13 protein-coding genes are annotated in these 15,726 nt (G+C 42.0%); 5 read left to right on the top strand and 8 right to left on the bottom strand.

All coding sequences use genetic code 11. The annotated features are described in order from the left end of the window. The first annotated feature begins 17 nt into the window (after window positions 1-17). From kdpB to kdpE, 4 genes are read left to right on the top strand one after another with little or no spacing between them, the layout of a single operon-like run. A complete protein-coding gene (gene kdpB, locus PTE_RS21695; protein WP_036850607.1) occupies window positions 18-2,084 on the top strand; it encodes a potassium-transporting ATPase subunit KdpB in 2,067 nt (688 codons plus the stop codon). A gap of 11 nt (window positions 2,085-2,095) precedes the next feature. Next, window positions 2,096-2,677, top strand: a complete 582-nt coding sequence (kdpC, locus tag PTE_RS21690; RefSeq protein ID WP_036850604.1) for a potassium-transporting ATPase subunit KdpC — start codon at window positions 2,096-2,098, stop codon at window positions 2,675-2,677. 9 nt (window positions 2,678-2,686) lie between these two features. After that, entirely contained in the window at window positions 2,687-5,413 is a 2,727-nt protein-coding gene (gene kdpD / locus PTE_RS21685) for a two-component system sensor histidine kinase KdpD (RefSeq protein WP_036850601.1), read from the top strand. Beyond that, entirely contained in the window at window positions 5,389-6,075 is a 687-nt protein-coding gene (kdpE, locus tag PTE_RS21680) for a two-component system response regulator KdpE (RefSeq protein WP_036850598.1), read from the top strand. Before kdpD ends, kdpE begins: the two co-directional genes overlap by 25 nt. Before the next feature lie 60 nt (window positions 6,076-6,135). On the opposite strand, the gene PTE_RS21675 is transcribed toward kdpE, so the two are convergent. The 8 genes from PTE_RS21675 to seqA form a co-directional block, all read right to left on the bottom strand. Continuing rightward, entirely contained in the window at window positions 6,136-6,957 is an 822-nt protein-coding gene (locus PTE_RS21675) for a Cof-type HAD-IIB family hydrolase (RefSeq protein ID WP_036850595.1), read from the bottom strand. Between the two features lie 33 nt (window positions 6,958-6,990). Then, window positions 6,991-7,665: a formyl transferase gene (locus PTE_RS21670; protein ID WP_036850592.1), complete on the bottom strand. Its 675-nt coding sequence runs from the start codon at window positions 7,663-7,665 to the stop codon at window positions 6,991-6,993. Next, window positions 7,662-9,518: an aminotransferase class I/II-fold pyridoxal phosphate-dependent enzyme gene (locus PTE_RS21665; RefSeq protein ID WP_036850589.1), complete on the bottom strand. Its 1,857-nt coding sequence runs from the start codon at window positions 9,516-9,518 to the stop codon at window positions 7,662-7,664. Before PTE_RS21665 ends, PTE_RS21670 begins: the two co-directional genes overlap by 4 nt. Before the next feature lie 111 nt (window positions 9,519-9,629). After that, window positions 9,630-10,826, bottom strand: coding sequence for a SidA/IucD/PvdA family monooxygenase (locus PTE_RS21660; protein ID WP_036850586.1), 1,197 nt, complete (start codon window positions 10,824-10,826; stop codon window positions 9,630-9,632). Continuing rightward, window positions 10,819-11,214 (bottom strand): ParB N-terminal domain-containing protein, encoded by a 396-nt coding sequence (locus PTE_RS21655; RefSeq protein WP_036850583.1) that lies wholly within the window; start codon window positions 11,212-11,214, stop codon window positions 10,819-10,821. The genes PTE_RS21660 and PTE_RS21655 overlap by 8 nt, the downstream gene beginning before the upstream one ends. Further along, complete coding sequence (locus tag PTE_RS21650; protein WP_036850579.1) at window positions 11,180-12,412, bottom strand: MFS transporter; 1,233 nt, start codon at window positions 12,410-12,412, stop codon at window positions 11,180-11,182. The genes PTE_RS21655 and PTE_RS21650 overlap by 35 nt, the downstream gene beginning before the upstream one ends. A 734-nt stretch (window positions 12,413-13,146) precedes the next feature. Further along, window positions 13,147-14,787 (bottom strand): phosphoglucomutase (alpha-D-glucose-1,6-bisphosphate-dependent), encoded by a 1,641-nt coding sequence (gene pgm, locus PTE_RS21645; protein ID WP_036850576.1) that lies wholly within the window; start codon window positions 14,785-14,787, stop codon window positions 13,147-13,149. A 56-nt stretch (window positions 14,788-14,843) separates the two neighbouring features. Continuing rightward, entirely contained in the window at window positions 14,844-15,368 is a 525-nt protein-coding gene (gene seqA / locus PTE_RS21640) for a replication initiation negative regulator SeqA (protein ID WP_036850575.1), read from the bottom strand. A 230-nt stretch (window positions 15,369-15,598) separates the two neighbouring features. Here seqA and PTE_RS27405 point away from each other — a divergent pair, with 230 nt between their 5' ends. Continuing rightward, window positions 15,599-15,679 (top strand): DUF7706 family protein, encoded by an 81-nt coding sequence (locus tag PTE_RS27405; protein ID WP_422615344.1) that lies wholly within the window; start codon window positions 15,599-15,601, stop codon window positions 15,677-15,679. Window positions 15,680-15,726: the final 47 nt, after the last annotated feature.

Below are 15,726 nucleotides of genomic sequence, written 5' to 3'. Positions count from 1 at the left end.
ATAGAGAGAGGAACACCATGACAAACAAACAACAGACATTATTCGAACCCTCTTTGATTCGTAATGCTCTTATTGATTCAGTAAAAAAATGCCATCCGGCCGCACAATGGCGTAATCCGGTGATGTTTGTGGTCTATCTGGGCAGTGGGTTAACCACAATTCTATGGATTGCCATATTGACCGGTCAGTTTAAGGGAAACACACTGTTTACCGGCAACATCGCCTTATGGCTATGGTTTACCTTGCTGTTCGCTAACTTTGCCGAAGCACTGGCAGAAGGCAGAAGCAAAGCACAAGCCGCCAGCCTTAAAGGAGTAAGAAAAACCAGTTGGGCAACCAAACTTGCCTCAGCCAGCCATGACGCAACGCGGGAAAAGGTCCCGTCTGATAGCCTGCGTAAAGGCGATATCGTCATTATCGAAGCAAATGAAACCATTCCTTGTGATGGTGAAGTTATCGAAGGCGGCGCTTCCGTTGATGAAAGTGCCATCACCGGAGAATCTGCCCCAGTTATCCGCGAATCCGGCGGTGATTTTTCCTCTGTTACCGGCGGTACACGCGTGCTGTCTGATTGGCTGATAGTCGAATGTTCGGTTAATCCCGGTGAAACGTTTCTCGATCGCATGATTTCAATGGTAGAAAGCGCTAAACGGCGCAAAACCCCAAACGAGGTCGCTCTGACGATTCTGCTGACAGCTCTGACGATTATCTTCCTCCTTGTGTGTGTCACCCTATTGCCATTCTCAATATTCAGTGTGGAAACCAACCAATCTGGTCAACCCATCACCATCACGGTATTGATAGCCTTGTTGGTTTGTCTTATTCCGACCACCATTGGCGGTTTACTTTCTGCGATCGGTGTCGCAGGCATGAGCCGAATGCTGGCTGCGAATGTTATTGCCACCAGCGGCCGGGCCGTTGAAGCGGCGGGGGATGTGGATGTGCTGCTGCTGGATAAAACCGGCACTATCACTCTGGGAAATCGCCAGGCATCTCAGTTCCTGCCGGTTCCCGGCGTGACAGAACAACAGCTGGCAGATGCCGCCCAGCTCTCTTCTCTGGCCGATGAAACACCGGAAGGCCGCAGCATTGTCATTCTGGCAAAACAGCGCTTCAACCTGCGCGAACGTGATCTGCGCTCACTGAATGCCAGTTTTGTGCCTTTCTCTGCCATGACCAGAATGAGCGGCGTGAATGTGGAAAATCGTATGATCCGTAAAGGTGCCGTAGATGCCATCCGTCGTCATATTGAAGTTAATCACGGCAAGTTCCCTGAAACAGTCGAGATCCTGGTACAGACCGTCGCACGTAAAGGGGGAACACCGCTGGTTGTCGCAGAAAATCAGCGGGTACTGGGTGTTGTCGCGCTGAAAGATATCGTAAAAGGCGGCATCAAAGAGCGATTCAATGAAATGCGCCGAATGGGCATCAAAACCGTGATGATTACCGGCGATAACCGCCTGACTGCCGCTGCGATCGCGGCTGAAGCCGGCGTCGATGATTTTCTGGCGGAAGCCACACCCGAAGCCAAACTGGCGCTTATCCGCCAGTATCAATCCGAAGGCCGTCTGGTTGCCATGACCGGCGACGGTACTAATGATGCGCCCGCGCTTGCTCAGGCTGATGTTGCCGTTGCCATGAATTCAGGCACTCAGGCCGCCAAGGAAGCCGGCAATATGGTGGATCTGGACTCCAACCCAACCAAACTGATTGAAGTCGTTCGTATTGGTAAACAGATGTTGATGACACGAGGTTCTCTGACCACGTTCAGTATCGCCAATGATATCGCAAAATATTTCGCCATTATCCCGGCGGCATTTGCTGTCACCTATCCACAGTTAAATGTCTTGAATATCATGCATCTGCATTCGCCAACTTCGGCGGTTTTATCGACAGTTATCTTCAATGCACTGATTATTGTCTTCCTGATCCCATTAGCTCTAAAAGGCGTGAGCTACCGACCCATGAACGCATTGTCACTTTTGCGCCGCAATCTGTGGATTTATGGTCTGGGTGGTCTGATAGCGCCTTTCATCGGCATCAAACTGATAGACATGTTGCTGACTTTGCTGATATTTAAATAAAGGTGACGAAAATGATTTGGTTACGTTCTTCTGTTGTATTGTTGCTATTCCTGACTCTGATAACTGGAGTGGCTTACCCGTTGCTGGCAACAGGTTTGTCAGAACTGATGTTTCCTTACCAGTCCCAGGGTTCTATGGTGGAACAAGACGGCCAGATAGTGGGTTCTGAACTGATTGGTCAACCCTTCACTAAAGATATCTATTTTCAAGGACGCCCTTCCGCGACAATGGACTACCCTTATAACACGATGTTATCCGGTGGCAGTGATTTGGCGGTTTCTAACCCGGTATTGGATGATGAAATCAAGCGCAGAGTTGAACATTTGCGCCAATTTAACCGCCAGCCAAACCTGCCTGTACCGGTTGATCTGGTCACCGCGTCCGCTAGCGGCCTCGATCCTCACATTTCACCCGCAGCGGCTGATTTTCAGGTACAGAGAGTGGCTGACGCACGCCGTTTACCCGTTAAAGCGGTAAAACAATTAATCTGGAATAATACTGAAACCCCGCCATCGGAATTTCTCGGTGAACCGGTGATTAATGTGTTAAAACTCAATCTTGCCCTTGATAATTTGCAAAAGAAAAAACAGTAAGGCTGGAAGATGGATCAACACGAACCCCAACGTCCTGACCCTGATGAATTACTGACACTGGTTAATGAGAAACAGCGCGGTAAATTAAAAATATTTTTCGGTGCCTGTGCCGGCGTGGGAAAAACCTATGCCATGTTGCAGGAAGCACAAAGATTGCGTGCTCAAGGGCTGGATGTGATTATCGGTGTGGTAGAAACCCATGAGCGGCAGGGAACGGCCGCTTTAGTTGATGGTCTGCCACAACTGCCACTTAAACCGATCCACTACCGCAAGCGCAGAATCACCGTTTTTGATCTTGATGCCGCCATTGCCCGCCACCCGGCGATGATTCTGATGGATGAACTGGCATTCAGTAATCCTCACGGCAGCCGTCATCCCAAGCGCTGGCAGGATGTTGAAGAATTACTGCAAGCGGGAATCGATGTGCTGACGACCATTAACGTTCAGCATCTGGAAAGCCTTAATGATGTGGTGGGTGACATCACCGGCATCCAGGTCAGGGAGACCATCCCTGACCACATCTTTGATCAGGCAACTGAAATTGTTCTGGTTGATCTGCCACCTGATGATCTGCGCCAACGGCTCAATGAAGGTAAAGTCTATATTCCCAGCCAGGCAGAACGTGCTATTGAACATTTTTTCCGCAAAGGCAATCTGATTGCTCTGCGGGAACTGGCTTTGCGCCGTACCGCTGATCGCGTTGATGATCAAATGCGTGCTTTCCGCGACGCACAAGGGCATGAACCGGTCTGGCACACCCGTGATAATCTTCTGCTATGCATCGGCAACAGCTCAGGCAATGAAAAACTGGTCCGTACCGCCGCCCGGCTGGCTGCCCGGTTAGGCTGTATCTGGCATGCAATCTATGTTGAAACCCCAAAACTGCACCAATTGCCGGAAGGTAAACGGCGCACAATTTTAACCGCACTCAGATTAGCCCATGAATTGGGGGCGGAAACCGCAACCCTCGCCGATCCAAACAAAGAAAAAGCGGTATTACGTTATGCCAGAGAGCATAACCTCGGCAAAATTTTGATAGGCCGCCGCTGTGAATCCAAACATAAGCTGCTTAACTGGAAATGGCGCCTTGGTTTTGCTGATCGGTTAGGAAAACTGGGGCCAGATTTGGATTTAGTGATTGTCGCGCTGGAAGATCGCAGCCAATGGGATAAAGAACAAGACAGCCGTTCTGTCACTGAAAAATGGCGGATACAGATTCAGGGTTGCCTGATCGCAATCGCCCTCTGCACGCTAATCACCCTATTCTCCCGGACATTCTTGCTGACTCTCGATAAAGCCAATCTGGTTACGCTTTATCTGCTCGGCGTCGTCATCATTGCACTGTTTTATGGACGCCGACCATCAATATTCGCCGCTTTTATTAACGTCATCAGTTTCGATATCTTCTTTGTACAGCCTCACTGGTCGCTTGCCGTCACGGATATGCAGTACCTGCTGACTTTCACGGTCATGCTGATCGTGGGGGTCGTGGTCGGAAATCTGACAGCCGGCATGAGATATCAAGCACGAATTGCCCGTTACCGCGAACAGCGCACCCGCCATCTCTATGAAATGACCCGTGAACTCAGCCGGGCATTGAATGAAGAAGATATTGCCCGTACCAGCTACCATTTCCTTGCCAATGGTTTTCAGGCTAAAACTGGCCTGTTTTTACCGAACAATAATGGCGATTTACATCAACTCACCACCAACAATGGCGGTCATATGCTGATTGACGATGCCATTGCCAAATGGAGTTTTGATAAAAATCTGCCGGCGGGCGCAGGAACCGATACCCTACCGAGCGTACCTTACCAGTTACTGCCTATCGCAACACCGTCACAAACGTTCGCGGTGCTGGCGATTGAACCATCCTATTTGCGTCAACTGCTCATCCCGGAGCAACAGCGATTATTGCAAACATTTACCGGCCTGATTGCCAATGCGTTGGAAAGATTGCACCTCTCCCGCCGGGCAGAATCGGCGAAACTGGATGCAGAGCGGGAACAGTTACGTAACTCACTTCTGGCGGCACTCTCTCACGATTTACGCACCCCTCTGACAGTCCTTTTCGGTCAGGCAGAAATCCTGATGCTGGATTTATCTGCCGAAGGTTCCCCACATACCAAGCAGGTGAATCAAATCCGCCAGCAAATTCTCAGCACTTCCCGTCTGGTCAATAACTTGCTGGATATGGCGCGTATTCAATCGGGGGGCATTCAACTCAATCTGGAATGGCAATCATTGGAAGAGATCGTCGGCAGTACCTTGCGTTCACTGGAATATGCGCTTAATCGCCATCCGGTCACCGTTGCCCTGCCATCTGATTTACTCTTGCATTGTGATGCCAGCCTGCTGGAACGGGTATTTATCAATTTATTGGAAAACGCGATCAAATACACCGATGAACAGACCCCACTGGGCATTAAGGCGACAACAGAAAAAAATCAGGTTCATATTGAAGTCTGGGATACAGGTAAAGGTATTCCACCGGAGCAGGAACAGTTAATTTTCGATAAATTTTCCCGCGCCCGCAAAGAATCTGCCATTCCCGGAGTAGGCCTTGGGCTGGCAATCTGTCGCGCAATTATTGAAATTCACAATGGAAAGATTTGGGCTGCCAATAACGAAAAAGGTGGAGCGAGTTTTCACTTTGTTCTACCGTTAGAGAAGCCGCCTGAAATTGAAGAAATGACTGAGGAGATGTCACCATTACCAACAATAACACCATCTTAATCATCGAAGATGAAAAAGAGATCCGTCGCTTTGTCCGGCTGGCGCTGGAAGGGGAAGGCTGTCGCGTATTTGAAAGTGAGACGCTGAAACGAGGCTTGATTGAAGCAGGAACCCGTAAACCTGACTTGATTATTCTTGATTTGGGGCTGCCCGATGGTGACGGCATTAATTTGATCCGTGATCTGCGCCAATGGAGCACCATTCCCGTTATTGTTCTCTCTGCCCGTGATGCAGAAGCTGATAAAGTTGCCGCACTGGATGCCGGCGCTGATGATTATCTGAGTAAACCATTTGGCATCAGTGAATTGTTAGCAAGAGTACGGGTTGCCTTGCGCCACTTTGCCAGAACCCATCAGGAAGAATCTATCGTCTATTTTTCTGATGTGGTTGTCGATCTGGTTAACCGCCGGATAACCAAAAGTAATGAAGAGTTGCATCTGACGCCGATTGAGTTTCGTTTGCTGGGTGAATTATTGGCAAATAGCGGTAAAGTGCTGACACAACGCCAGTTACTCAATCAGGTCTGGGGGCCTAATTATGTTGAACATAACCATTACTTACGGATTTATATGGGGCATCTGCGACAAAAATTGGAAACTGACCCTACCAGACCAAAACATTTACTCACTGAAACCGGCATTGGTTATCGGTTTATGCTTTAATACCTGAAACACGAATCGAATCGCTTCATGTCTCAGGCAATTAACTGCTCTTGGCAAAGTTTAGGACAGATTATTCACCTGATAGACATGTTCAGATAAATAATGAGCGACAGACTCTTCACAACAAGAACCAATAACATCCGCATGAGGCAGCGCTTGTTTAACCCTATCCTGTGCCGTTCCCATGATGACCCCTTTAGCGGCGGTTGAAAGCATTTCCACATCATTCATACCATCGCCAAATGCAATAGTTTGATTGATTGGAACCCCAAGAAACCCAGCTAACTGAATTAACGCCTGTCCCTTAGAAACCCCACAGTCCATCACTTCCAGACACCAAGGAAACGAGAAAGCGACACTGACACTATCAGAAAACAGCTCAATTAAATGGCGTTCCAATTTAACCAACACGTCGTGATCTCTGCGCTTATGAATGAAAAAGATTTTTTCAACAGCATCACAAGGCATTTCATCAGCCGGTCTGATCGTTGGATTAAAATTATCATTCTGATTAAAATCACTGAAACTATGGTGTAATTCACTGGTTAACCATTGGGAACCACAATACATATTAATCACTAAATCGTGATCTGCCTGCGTTTCCTCAATTAATCTTTTTACTACATCACCCGGCAGATATTGTCTGATATCCAACTTTTTACAGGCACTTGTCAATCTGGCACCATTAGACGTAATCAGATGTACAGGTATATCAAAATCACCAATAATGGCGTTAACATCAGCATGATGTCTACCAGTGGCAAATACGATCTGTTTTCCCGTATTTGACAAATCAGTCAACACTTGGCGGGTAAATTTACCTACCGTATCCCCTTGAAGTAACAGAGTTCCATCAAGATCTGTAGCAATAAGATTATACATGAACTTCCCCGGTACATTAAAAGCAATTATTATCTACGCTTTATTCAGCAATTCAAGCGATGCTTTCTTGGTAAATGTCATCCTTTCTGCCAGATTATGATTATCTTTCTCATAATAAATACTAGCCTCTGAATCCATTTGCGGTCTTGGCGTTATTTTTTCCACCATTGGCATGGTATCAAGGAATAATTGTCTGGCATAGCTAACAGCCCGGGTATAAGTATCAATAACTTCTTCAAATTCTGGATAAATAGAAAATGAAACCTGATTCACAATTGGACCCGCATCAATACCTTCATTAATTTCATGGATCGTCACACCATGAGATGACTCACCATTTTTCAAAGCCCAATTTACTGGCCTGACGCCGCGATATTTAGGCAAATGGGACAAATGGATATTCAATATTCTTTTACAAGAATTAATGAATTTTAACGGCAATATCCGCTTATGAAATACGACAAAGCACAAATCGCAATTGAAATTACCACTTTCATAACCGGGTAAATTCTCAACTTTATTATCTTCAATAATAGAAATATTGTTTTCATGACAAAAATCTATTAATGTCTGCTCAGTACTGACAGGTTCGAATTTATCTGCCACAACATGCAATATTTGATAATCTTTATGATTCAAGAAATACTGACAAATGAAAATTGCCAATTCTCCTTTACCACAAATCACGACTGTTTTTGGATGACTCATTCGCAGACCTCGTTAACTTCCTTAATCGTACTAATATCACTAATATTAATCAGCCCCTGCATTACCATGCGTAATGAGCGGATTAAAATTTCATTATCGCTTTGTGTCCGGCAAGATACCCGGCAATATAGATCAGAATCGGCATTGCCTTTCCCGGAACACTCTTTTATATACACGCCATGAATCTCTAAAAGTAACTGTGATACCGTTTTTGCATCGGAAACATGGAATTTACAGTAAACAAAATTAGAATCCGTTTCATAGGCAGTAATACCTTCAATTGAATTCAATTCTTGCTGTAATTTTAACGTATCAATAATCACCTGTTCACAGCTTAATTTATAGCTCTCTCTATATTGCGGCAACCGCAATAAAAATTCTTCAGCAAAACCATTAATATTCCAAATAGGCAATACTGACCTCACTTTACCGAGTAATGCTTGATTCGCGGTTGCAATATATCCTATCCGAATACCACCAATACCAAAGGTTTTACTCATACTGCGAATAACAGATAAATTTTTATAGTTATCTAAATGCATTAACATTGTATCGTCACGCATTTTAGAGAAATCTAAGAAAGATTCATCAACAATCAGGTCTATATTTAATGTCAATAACTCGCCAGCCAAATATAACAAACTATTAATTGGCGTCAGTTTACCTGTCGGGTTATTTGGTGACTCAATCACCACCACACTTGGCTTTTCTTCTTTCGCCAACGTTAATAATTCATCAATATCTATCTCAAAATCTCTGCTCTCTTTGCTATAGCTAAATATTGTTCTGTCTTTACCAAAACAATTAGCATACTCATTAAATGATGGCACAGTGACTAATACTTTACCTGTATAAATTTCAGGTAGCCGTTTTATTATTTCAGCAGCACCATTTGAAATACATAATTTCGTTTTTTCTACGCCAAGAAATTCAGATAAGGCGTATTCAACTAAACGATTTCCACCAGGATAATTGAGTAATATCTCATCAAAATTATTCTTCATTTCATCTTTCAATTTTTTAGGTGGAAAGTTGAAATTATAAATTAATGCAAAATCAATAATAGGATAACGCCAATATCCACCATGCCTATTCTGCACAAGATCCAGCTTATTATTACTTGAAATGAAATCACAAATAGCAAGATCATAAGTATTATCGACTTCATACCATTGAGAATGATCAACAATACTTGCTTTAAATTCAGCTATATTATCCAATAAAGATTTTTTAAATATATCTTCATAATATAGCCCGGTTAACCCATTATTAACGTAATTTTCTAACTCTTTATTCACATATTCCGCAAAATTAGCGCTGCAAATATGATAAATATTTACTGTCTTATATTGCCCATCTTCAACCTGATAATCACTATCCTTGGTGGAATTTAATGCAATAATATTATCTTTATCTATTTTTGCATAAGTCCCTTCCATATTCCCACTAAGAGGAGAAACCAGGACATTCAGATCGCCTGCTTTTAACATCACCGTTTCCAGACATTTCTTGGTGAAGAATATATCACCTTCAAGGATCAGCGTATCTTGCTTAATCCAATTTCTGGCAAGATATAAAGAATAGAGATTGTTGGTCGATTCCCATTTTTCACTATTAACAAATTCAATATCCAGGTTATATGTCTTTTGTTTAATATGAGACATTAAAACATAACTTTTATAACCCACCACAATAATCACTTTCCTAATACCGACAGATTCGATATTTTTCAGCGCATTATCGATAAATGATGTTTGATTGGTTTCTACCAAAGGTTTTGGTTTATTTGATGTTCTGGTAGATAAACGGCTGCCTCTTCCTGCACAAAGCAGTATTACTGTTTTTTCATTCATAGTTTTGATAATTTATTTTAAATAGATGTTAGAAAGCTATCGGAATTCTTAAATAAGAATTAACCTAAAATACAGCTCGTTAATAATGTAAAATTGATATTGAGCTATCTATCAATTAAATACAGCGTCATATATCACATGCTGATATACCCAAACCCCGTCAATTCGTCCGTGGAAACTTGCCTCGCCACCAATTTCACCACCGGTTTTTACACCAGATCCCAGACCAAATGTATGAAAATTATTGAGCGTTTCACCCGACATTGATATAGGATTTAATTTTGCATTAGTCAGCAAACCATATTTATCACTTTTAAATTTAACATGAATATTATTTTTATCAACGATTTCAACAAGTTTGGAGTGATACCCAGTACAATGAATTAATAAATCGTCACAATTAATACGTTGAATAACCTCATCACTCGATATTTCTGAGATATTTAAAATAGAAATATTTTTATGTTTTCTTACTTTAAGCTCTTGTGCAAATACAAAAGAGTCATATCTCAGACCTGAATATCGATTAACCCGGCCACTTAAAGGGCAGATATCTTCCTGGACGAAATCATAGCCGTAAGATTCTGCACTGGCAGGTGAATCAAAAAACAGCTTGAAATCTTTATTAACCAGAACATTTATCTTACCAGTAAACTTTAATTGTTCTATCAGCCGAATCAAACAGGAAACAGAACTGTGTGACGAACCTAATATTGATATACTTTTTATATCACCTTTATTGATGATCTCATCATAAACACCTTTAATAAAATCACCTGAAGTCATATTATGACTATTATGTAATAATCTGGATTCGTTCGGGTTTCCACCTATATTAAACAGGACTTTTCGCGTTGATACAATATAGTCTTCATTATCTTTATGATAAGTTATATCATAGTCGCCATTTTCATTCTGCTTAATCTTTTTTACTTCCGCACCGGTCAATACACCAAACCGATCACCATATTTATTTTCCTGAATAAAGCGTGCAATTCTCTCCAAATATTGACCGACAACTCTCAATTCAACCGGTTTATCTTTATTGGCACTAAAATATTCCCACTCTGAGGTTGATCTTATATATTGACTCAACTCATCATCACCGCCGCCAAATTTCTCTAAAAATACACTACCTAAAGAGTTCGCAGTAATTTTATACTTCTTTAATGCACCAGAACCGACCATCTCTGTTTTTTCTAAAATCAGACAATGTTTTATAGCTTCATCTTTTAATAAATCTGGAATTAAAGAGATATTTGCAGGACCTGCACCACACATCACAACATCATAAAACTGCTTATTCATTGACAAACCCTAACATTTTTAACGCAATTTGCGTTTCAATAACATTCCCGGCAAACTCATGACGAGTCTGTTTATAACCCAATGGTTTCCCATCCAGACCCGCATTAATAACATCAACATGACTAATTGTTTTATTCTCATTACGTGAATAAACCAACAACTCTTTCTGATAATCAAATGCCAGACAAGGAATACAACTTAGCTTGAGTGTTTTGGCTAATTCGAGTCTATGATGACCATCAATCACCACATTCGTTGCTTCATCAATCCAGATAGGTTGAGTCCAAAAACCTTCAAGTTTAACTTTCTCTATTAACTGCTCAACACGAGCAGGACAATGTAATTCAGTTGGTCTAAGATTCGAGACTTCTTCTAATATTAATTTCATGTTTATCCCTTAGTTTAAACATACGGCAAAAAATTACCAACACCAACACACTTAATATCGCTAATAATTGAAATAACACGCCACCATTAAAGAACTGAATAACAGTACCACCCACTAATGGAGAGATACAAAAACCGATACTATAAAGTGATGCTGCGCCAAAATATGCACCACGTAAATCATTTGGCGCTAAACGATCGATAAAAACATTCACACATGGAAACAAAATAGTTTGACTGATACTCATGATAAAAGCAGCCAGATACCAAAATAAATAAACATCATAATACTTAAATGAAATAAAGAACATTAATTCAGCTAAAATGAGTAATACAGTGCCTATTTTTATTTTCGTTTCTAATGCCATTTGTTGCGTTAACATGGAAAACGGTAACTGCATAACTACAATAGTTAGCGCATGCAGCATAATAAGCGAAGCGATAAACTCAGCATATCCATTAAACCCTAATGAAGTAATCAACTGCGGCAGAGTTGAATCAAAATGACCAAAAATAAACATCATGAGAATATTATTGATGACCAACATTAAAAACACCCGATCATTCAATAAAATCTTTATCGTGCCTTTAAAATCATCATCATTAGTTAAGTTTATTTTTATTTTCTTACCAAATAAATAGACCGGGATCATAAAAATCACATAGGATACCGAAACAATCAAAAATGAGATAGAATTAATATCCAGGCTTAACTTTACCCCTAAATAAGGCCCGACTACAGCACCCGCATTCAGAAATAAATACCTTAAATACATGGCATTCTCTCTTACCTGCTTTTCTTCGATAATATCACCGATAACTGCTTTTATTGGGTTATTAACCAGCGCCCAGGAGATATTCGCTAATAACGTACCGATAATAAAACCAGACTGATGCTCAGATAACCATAATATCAAATATGCCAATGAAGATATAAGACATCCAATGATAATTATCCTGGCTCGGCCAACTTTATCAGAGAAGTAACCTGCATAAAAACTTAATATTGATGAAATCGCAATGGATAAAGAGAGAACTAATCCAATCATCGATGCAGTAAAATGGAACTTGGTATACAAGATAATAGATATAAAAGGCCATACCATCATTGATGTTGATCTTGTTACGAAAGTCCCCAAAAATAAACCCCATATACATGCCGGTATGGATGTATAACTACTAAGAGAAAAATTTTTCATTATTATGTTCTTATATTATTGATATCTTTTAAACCAAGCATTTAAAATATTTACGAAAGTCCATAAAACCCACTTGCCGCTACAAAAATCAAATGTAGAAGCAAGCATTAGGATGATCTGCACGATAAAGCAAATTCAACGATGTATAATTTATCTTTAATATATTATCAAAATAAATGTTAATTGCAAACAAAATATGACACTTTTGTTACACGTTAAACACAGAGCAAATGCTTGTGATGTTAATGAGCAACATAATGACATAAGTACTTTGCACTTTAACAGGCGAAAACACGGATAAAAAGGGTCCTTAATCTCAGATAAAAACCTTTTAGTTCAATCTTTATCTATTCAAATATTGATCAATTAACGAGAAAACTCAGCTTAATCTAACCAAAAAATAATCTGTAATATTATATTCAAAGTGAAATAGATAAATAAAATTGCATTTTAGTTTAATAGCTAAACTCTGGTGGGGATAATTATTATTTATAGATTTATATGAGGCCATCTGAGATAAAACTGGAAACCATTCCACAGCCCCAAAATATTCACTCACTAAAACTGAGATTAGTAATGAGTTTATTCTTTAGTTTCCTTAATGAGAGTAATGATATATTCAGACAGAGAGAATTGTCTTATCATCCAAACTCATTTTTATTTTATAGCGATTAAAAACAAAAATCCGCAATAACCTGTGACAGCTATTGCGGATTATTCAATCGAACCAAATATCAAACGGCGGCAAAAACCTGGTTAACAATATCCTGTGCTTCGCGTTCAATCTTCTCCCGATGTTCAGGGCCAAGGAAACTTTCACAGTAAATCTTATAGGCTTCCTCTGTTCCTGATGGACGGGCGGCAAACCAACCATTTTCTGTCATCACTTTCAGGCCGCCGATGGATGCGCCGTTACCGGCGGCTTTCGTCAACCGGGCAGTGATGGGATCACCGGCAAGCTTATCTGCTGTCACCATTTCTGGTGACAACTTGGCTAACAACGCCTTCTGCTGATGGCTTGCGGGTGCCTGAATGCGGCTGTAACTCGGTGTACCAAAACGGGCGGCTAACTTATCGTAACGCTGCTGTGGATTTTCCCCTGTCACGGCGGTTATTTCTGCTGCCAGCAAACAGAGGATAATCCCATCTTTATCCGTGGACCACGGCATACCATCGAAACGCAGGAAAGAAGCCCCTGCACTCTCCTCTCCGCCAAAGCCCAATTTGCCCTGATGCAAACCATCAACAAACCACTTAAAACCGACCGGCACTTCCACCAATTCACGGCCAAGATCGGCAACGACCCGATCAATCATGGCACTGGAAACCAGCGTTTTACCTACCGCAACGCTTTCCGACCATTGTGGACGATGACGGAACAAATAATCTATCGCGGTTGCCAGATAGTGGTTTGGATTCATCAAACCGGCTGGTGTGACAATACCGTGGCGGTCATAATCAGGATCGTTGGCAAAAGCCAGATCAAACTTATCTCGCATTGCCAGCAAACCTGCCATTGCCCAAGGAGATGAGCAATCCATGCGAATGACACCATCATGATCCAGATGCATAAAACGGAACGTCTGATCGACCTGATCATTAACTAACGTCAGATTCAGGTTGTAGTACTCACCGATACGCTGCCAAAACGCAATGCCGGAGCCACCCAACGGATCAATACCGATTTTCAAACCTGCCTTCTGGATAGCAGCCATATCAACCACATCACCCAGCGCAGCGACATATGGCTCGACTAAATCTTGCTGGTGCAGATATTCACTGCTCAATGCCTGAGCAAATGGCAGACTCTTAACGCTTTTCAGGCCTTCTTCAAGCAACTCGTTAGCACGACGTTCGATAATCGTGGTCAGATCCGTATCGGCGGGGCCGCCATCAGGTGGATTATATTTAATGCCGCCATCTTCCGGCGGATTATGGGATGGTGTAATCACGATCCCATCCGCCAGCGCCTTCCCCTGACGGTTATAACAGAGGATGGCATGAGAAATCGCCGGTGTTGGCGTAAATCCATTATTTTCCTGCACAATCACATGCACATTATTGGCGGTCAACACTTCCAACACAGAAATAAAAGCAGCTTCTGACAACGCATGAGTATCTTTACCCACATAACAAGGGCCATTTATTCCCCGCTGCTTACGGGCTTCCACAACTGCCTGAGCAATTGCCAGAATATGCGCTTCATTAAAACTACTGCGCTGAGAGCTGCCACGATGGCCGGATGTACCGAATTTAACCTTATGCACTGGGTTTTCCGGCTGAGGATGTAGGGTGTAATACTGTGAAGTCAGTTGCGCTACATTTATCAGATCACTTTGGCGGGCAAGCTGCCCCGCGCGCGGATGATTTGCCACTTTATCTCTCCTGGGTGGCTGCACTGCCTCGACTGTTGCAGCGCAGCTTTAGTCATTTAAATCGTGCCACACACCTTTTCAATAAGATTGGCTGAAAATTGCATATCCTGCATAATTTGCTCAACCATATTGCGCTTACGGTCAGTATTAGTGTTAGTAATGACCCAAAAAGGTGTGCCCGGAATATGACGAGGTTTGGTTTGTTTGCCATTGGCAAGCAACGTCTGTTGATCGCCGGCAAAATAAACACGGGTACGACCATGCATAGCATCGGTTGTCTGAGAAAAACTTTCACTGTTCAAGCTGTATAATGTGGATAAGATCAACATAAAGCGATCAACTGATTTTTTCTTCTCAGAATAGTCATCTGAAAGTAACAATTCACGTATTACACGAACAGAATCACGCGGACGGGATACTGATGTTTTCTCCACAGCGCTAAAAGGCTGGACGTTCTGTACTGGCTGCTCGGCGTTAAATTTCAACATCCGGCGTAAAATATCAGATGCACTTTCACCGATATGTTGTGTGTGGCTGGCAATATAGCGGTAAAGGTCTTCATCAACTTCTATCGTTTTCATTTCTATCCAGTACTGTTCTAAATAAAAAATTTAGCCGGATTATAAAGTATAAAAGGAGAAAACAAAATAGGCAAAATTTCAATAACTTAAAAGTGTTTCAGCGTGAAAAACGATATGACAAAGCAGGCGATTTTCATCTAAAACAAATCAATCAGTTACATGGATATTGTGGATATAAGCCTCATCATAACTCATGAAGATTAAGATATTACTGCCATTGTGCATTTGAAATTCTTTTAACCCACATTGAAGCGCTGGCCTTAGCGCAACTGGTTAAGCGGCTGAACTGGGCGGAGATACGGTCGCGGTAGGGGTAGCCGGTAACGGCTATTCCTACCGCGACCGTTTATTTCCAGAG

It is taken from the genome of Photorhabdus khanii NC19, from assembly GCF_000517265.1.
GTDB classification, from domain to species: domain Bacteria; phylum Pseudomonadota; class Gammaproteobacteria; order Enterobacterales; family Enterobacteriaceae; genus Photorhabdus; species Photorhabdus khanii.
Note: the sequence above shows the minus strand (reverse complement) of the source record. Positions and strands in the feature narration are given on the sequence as shown.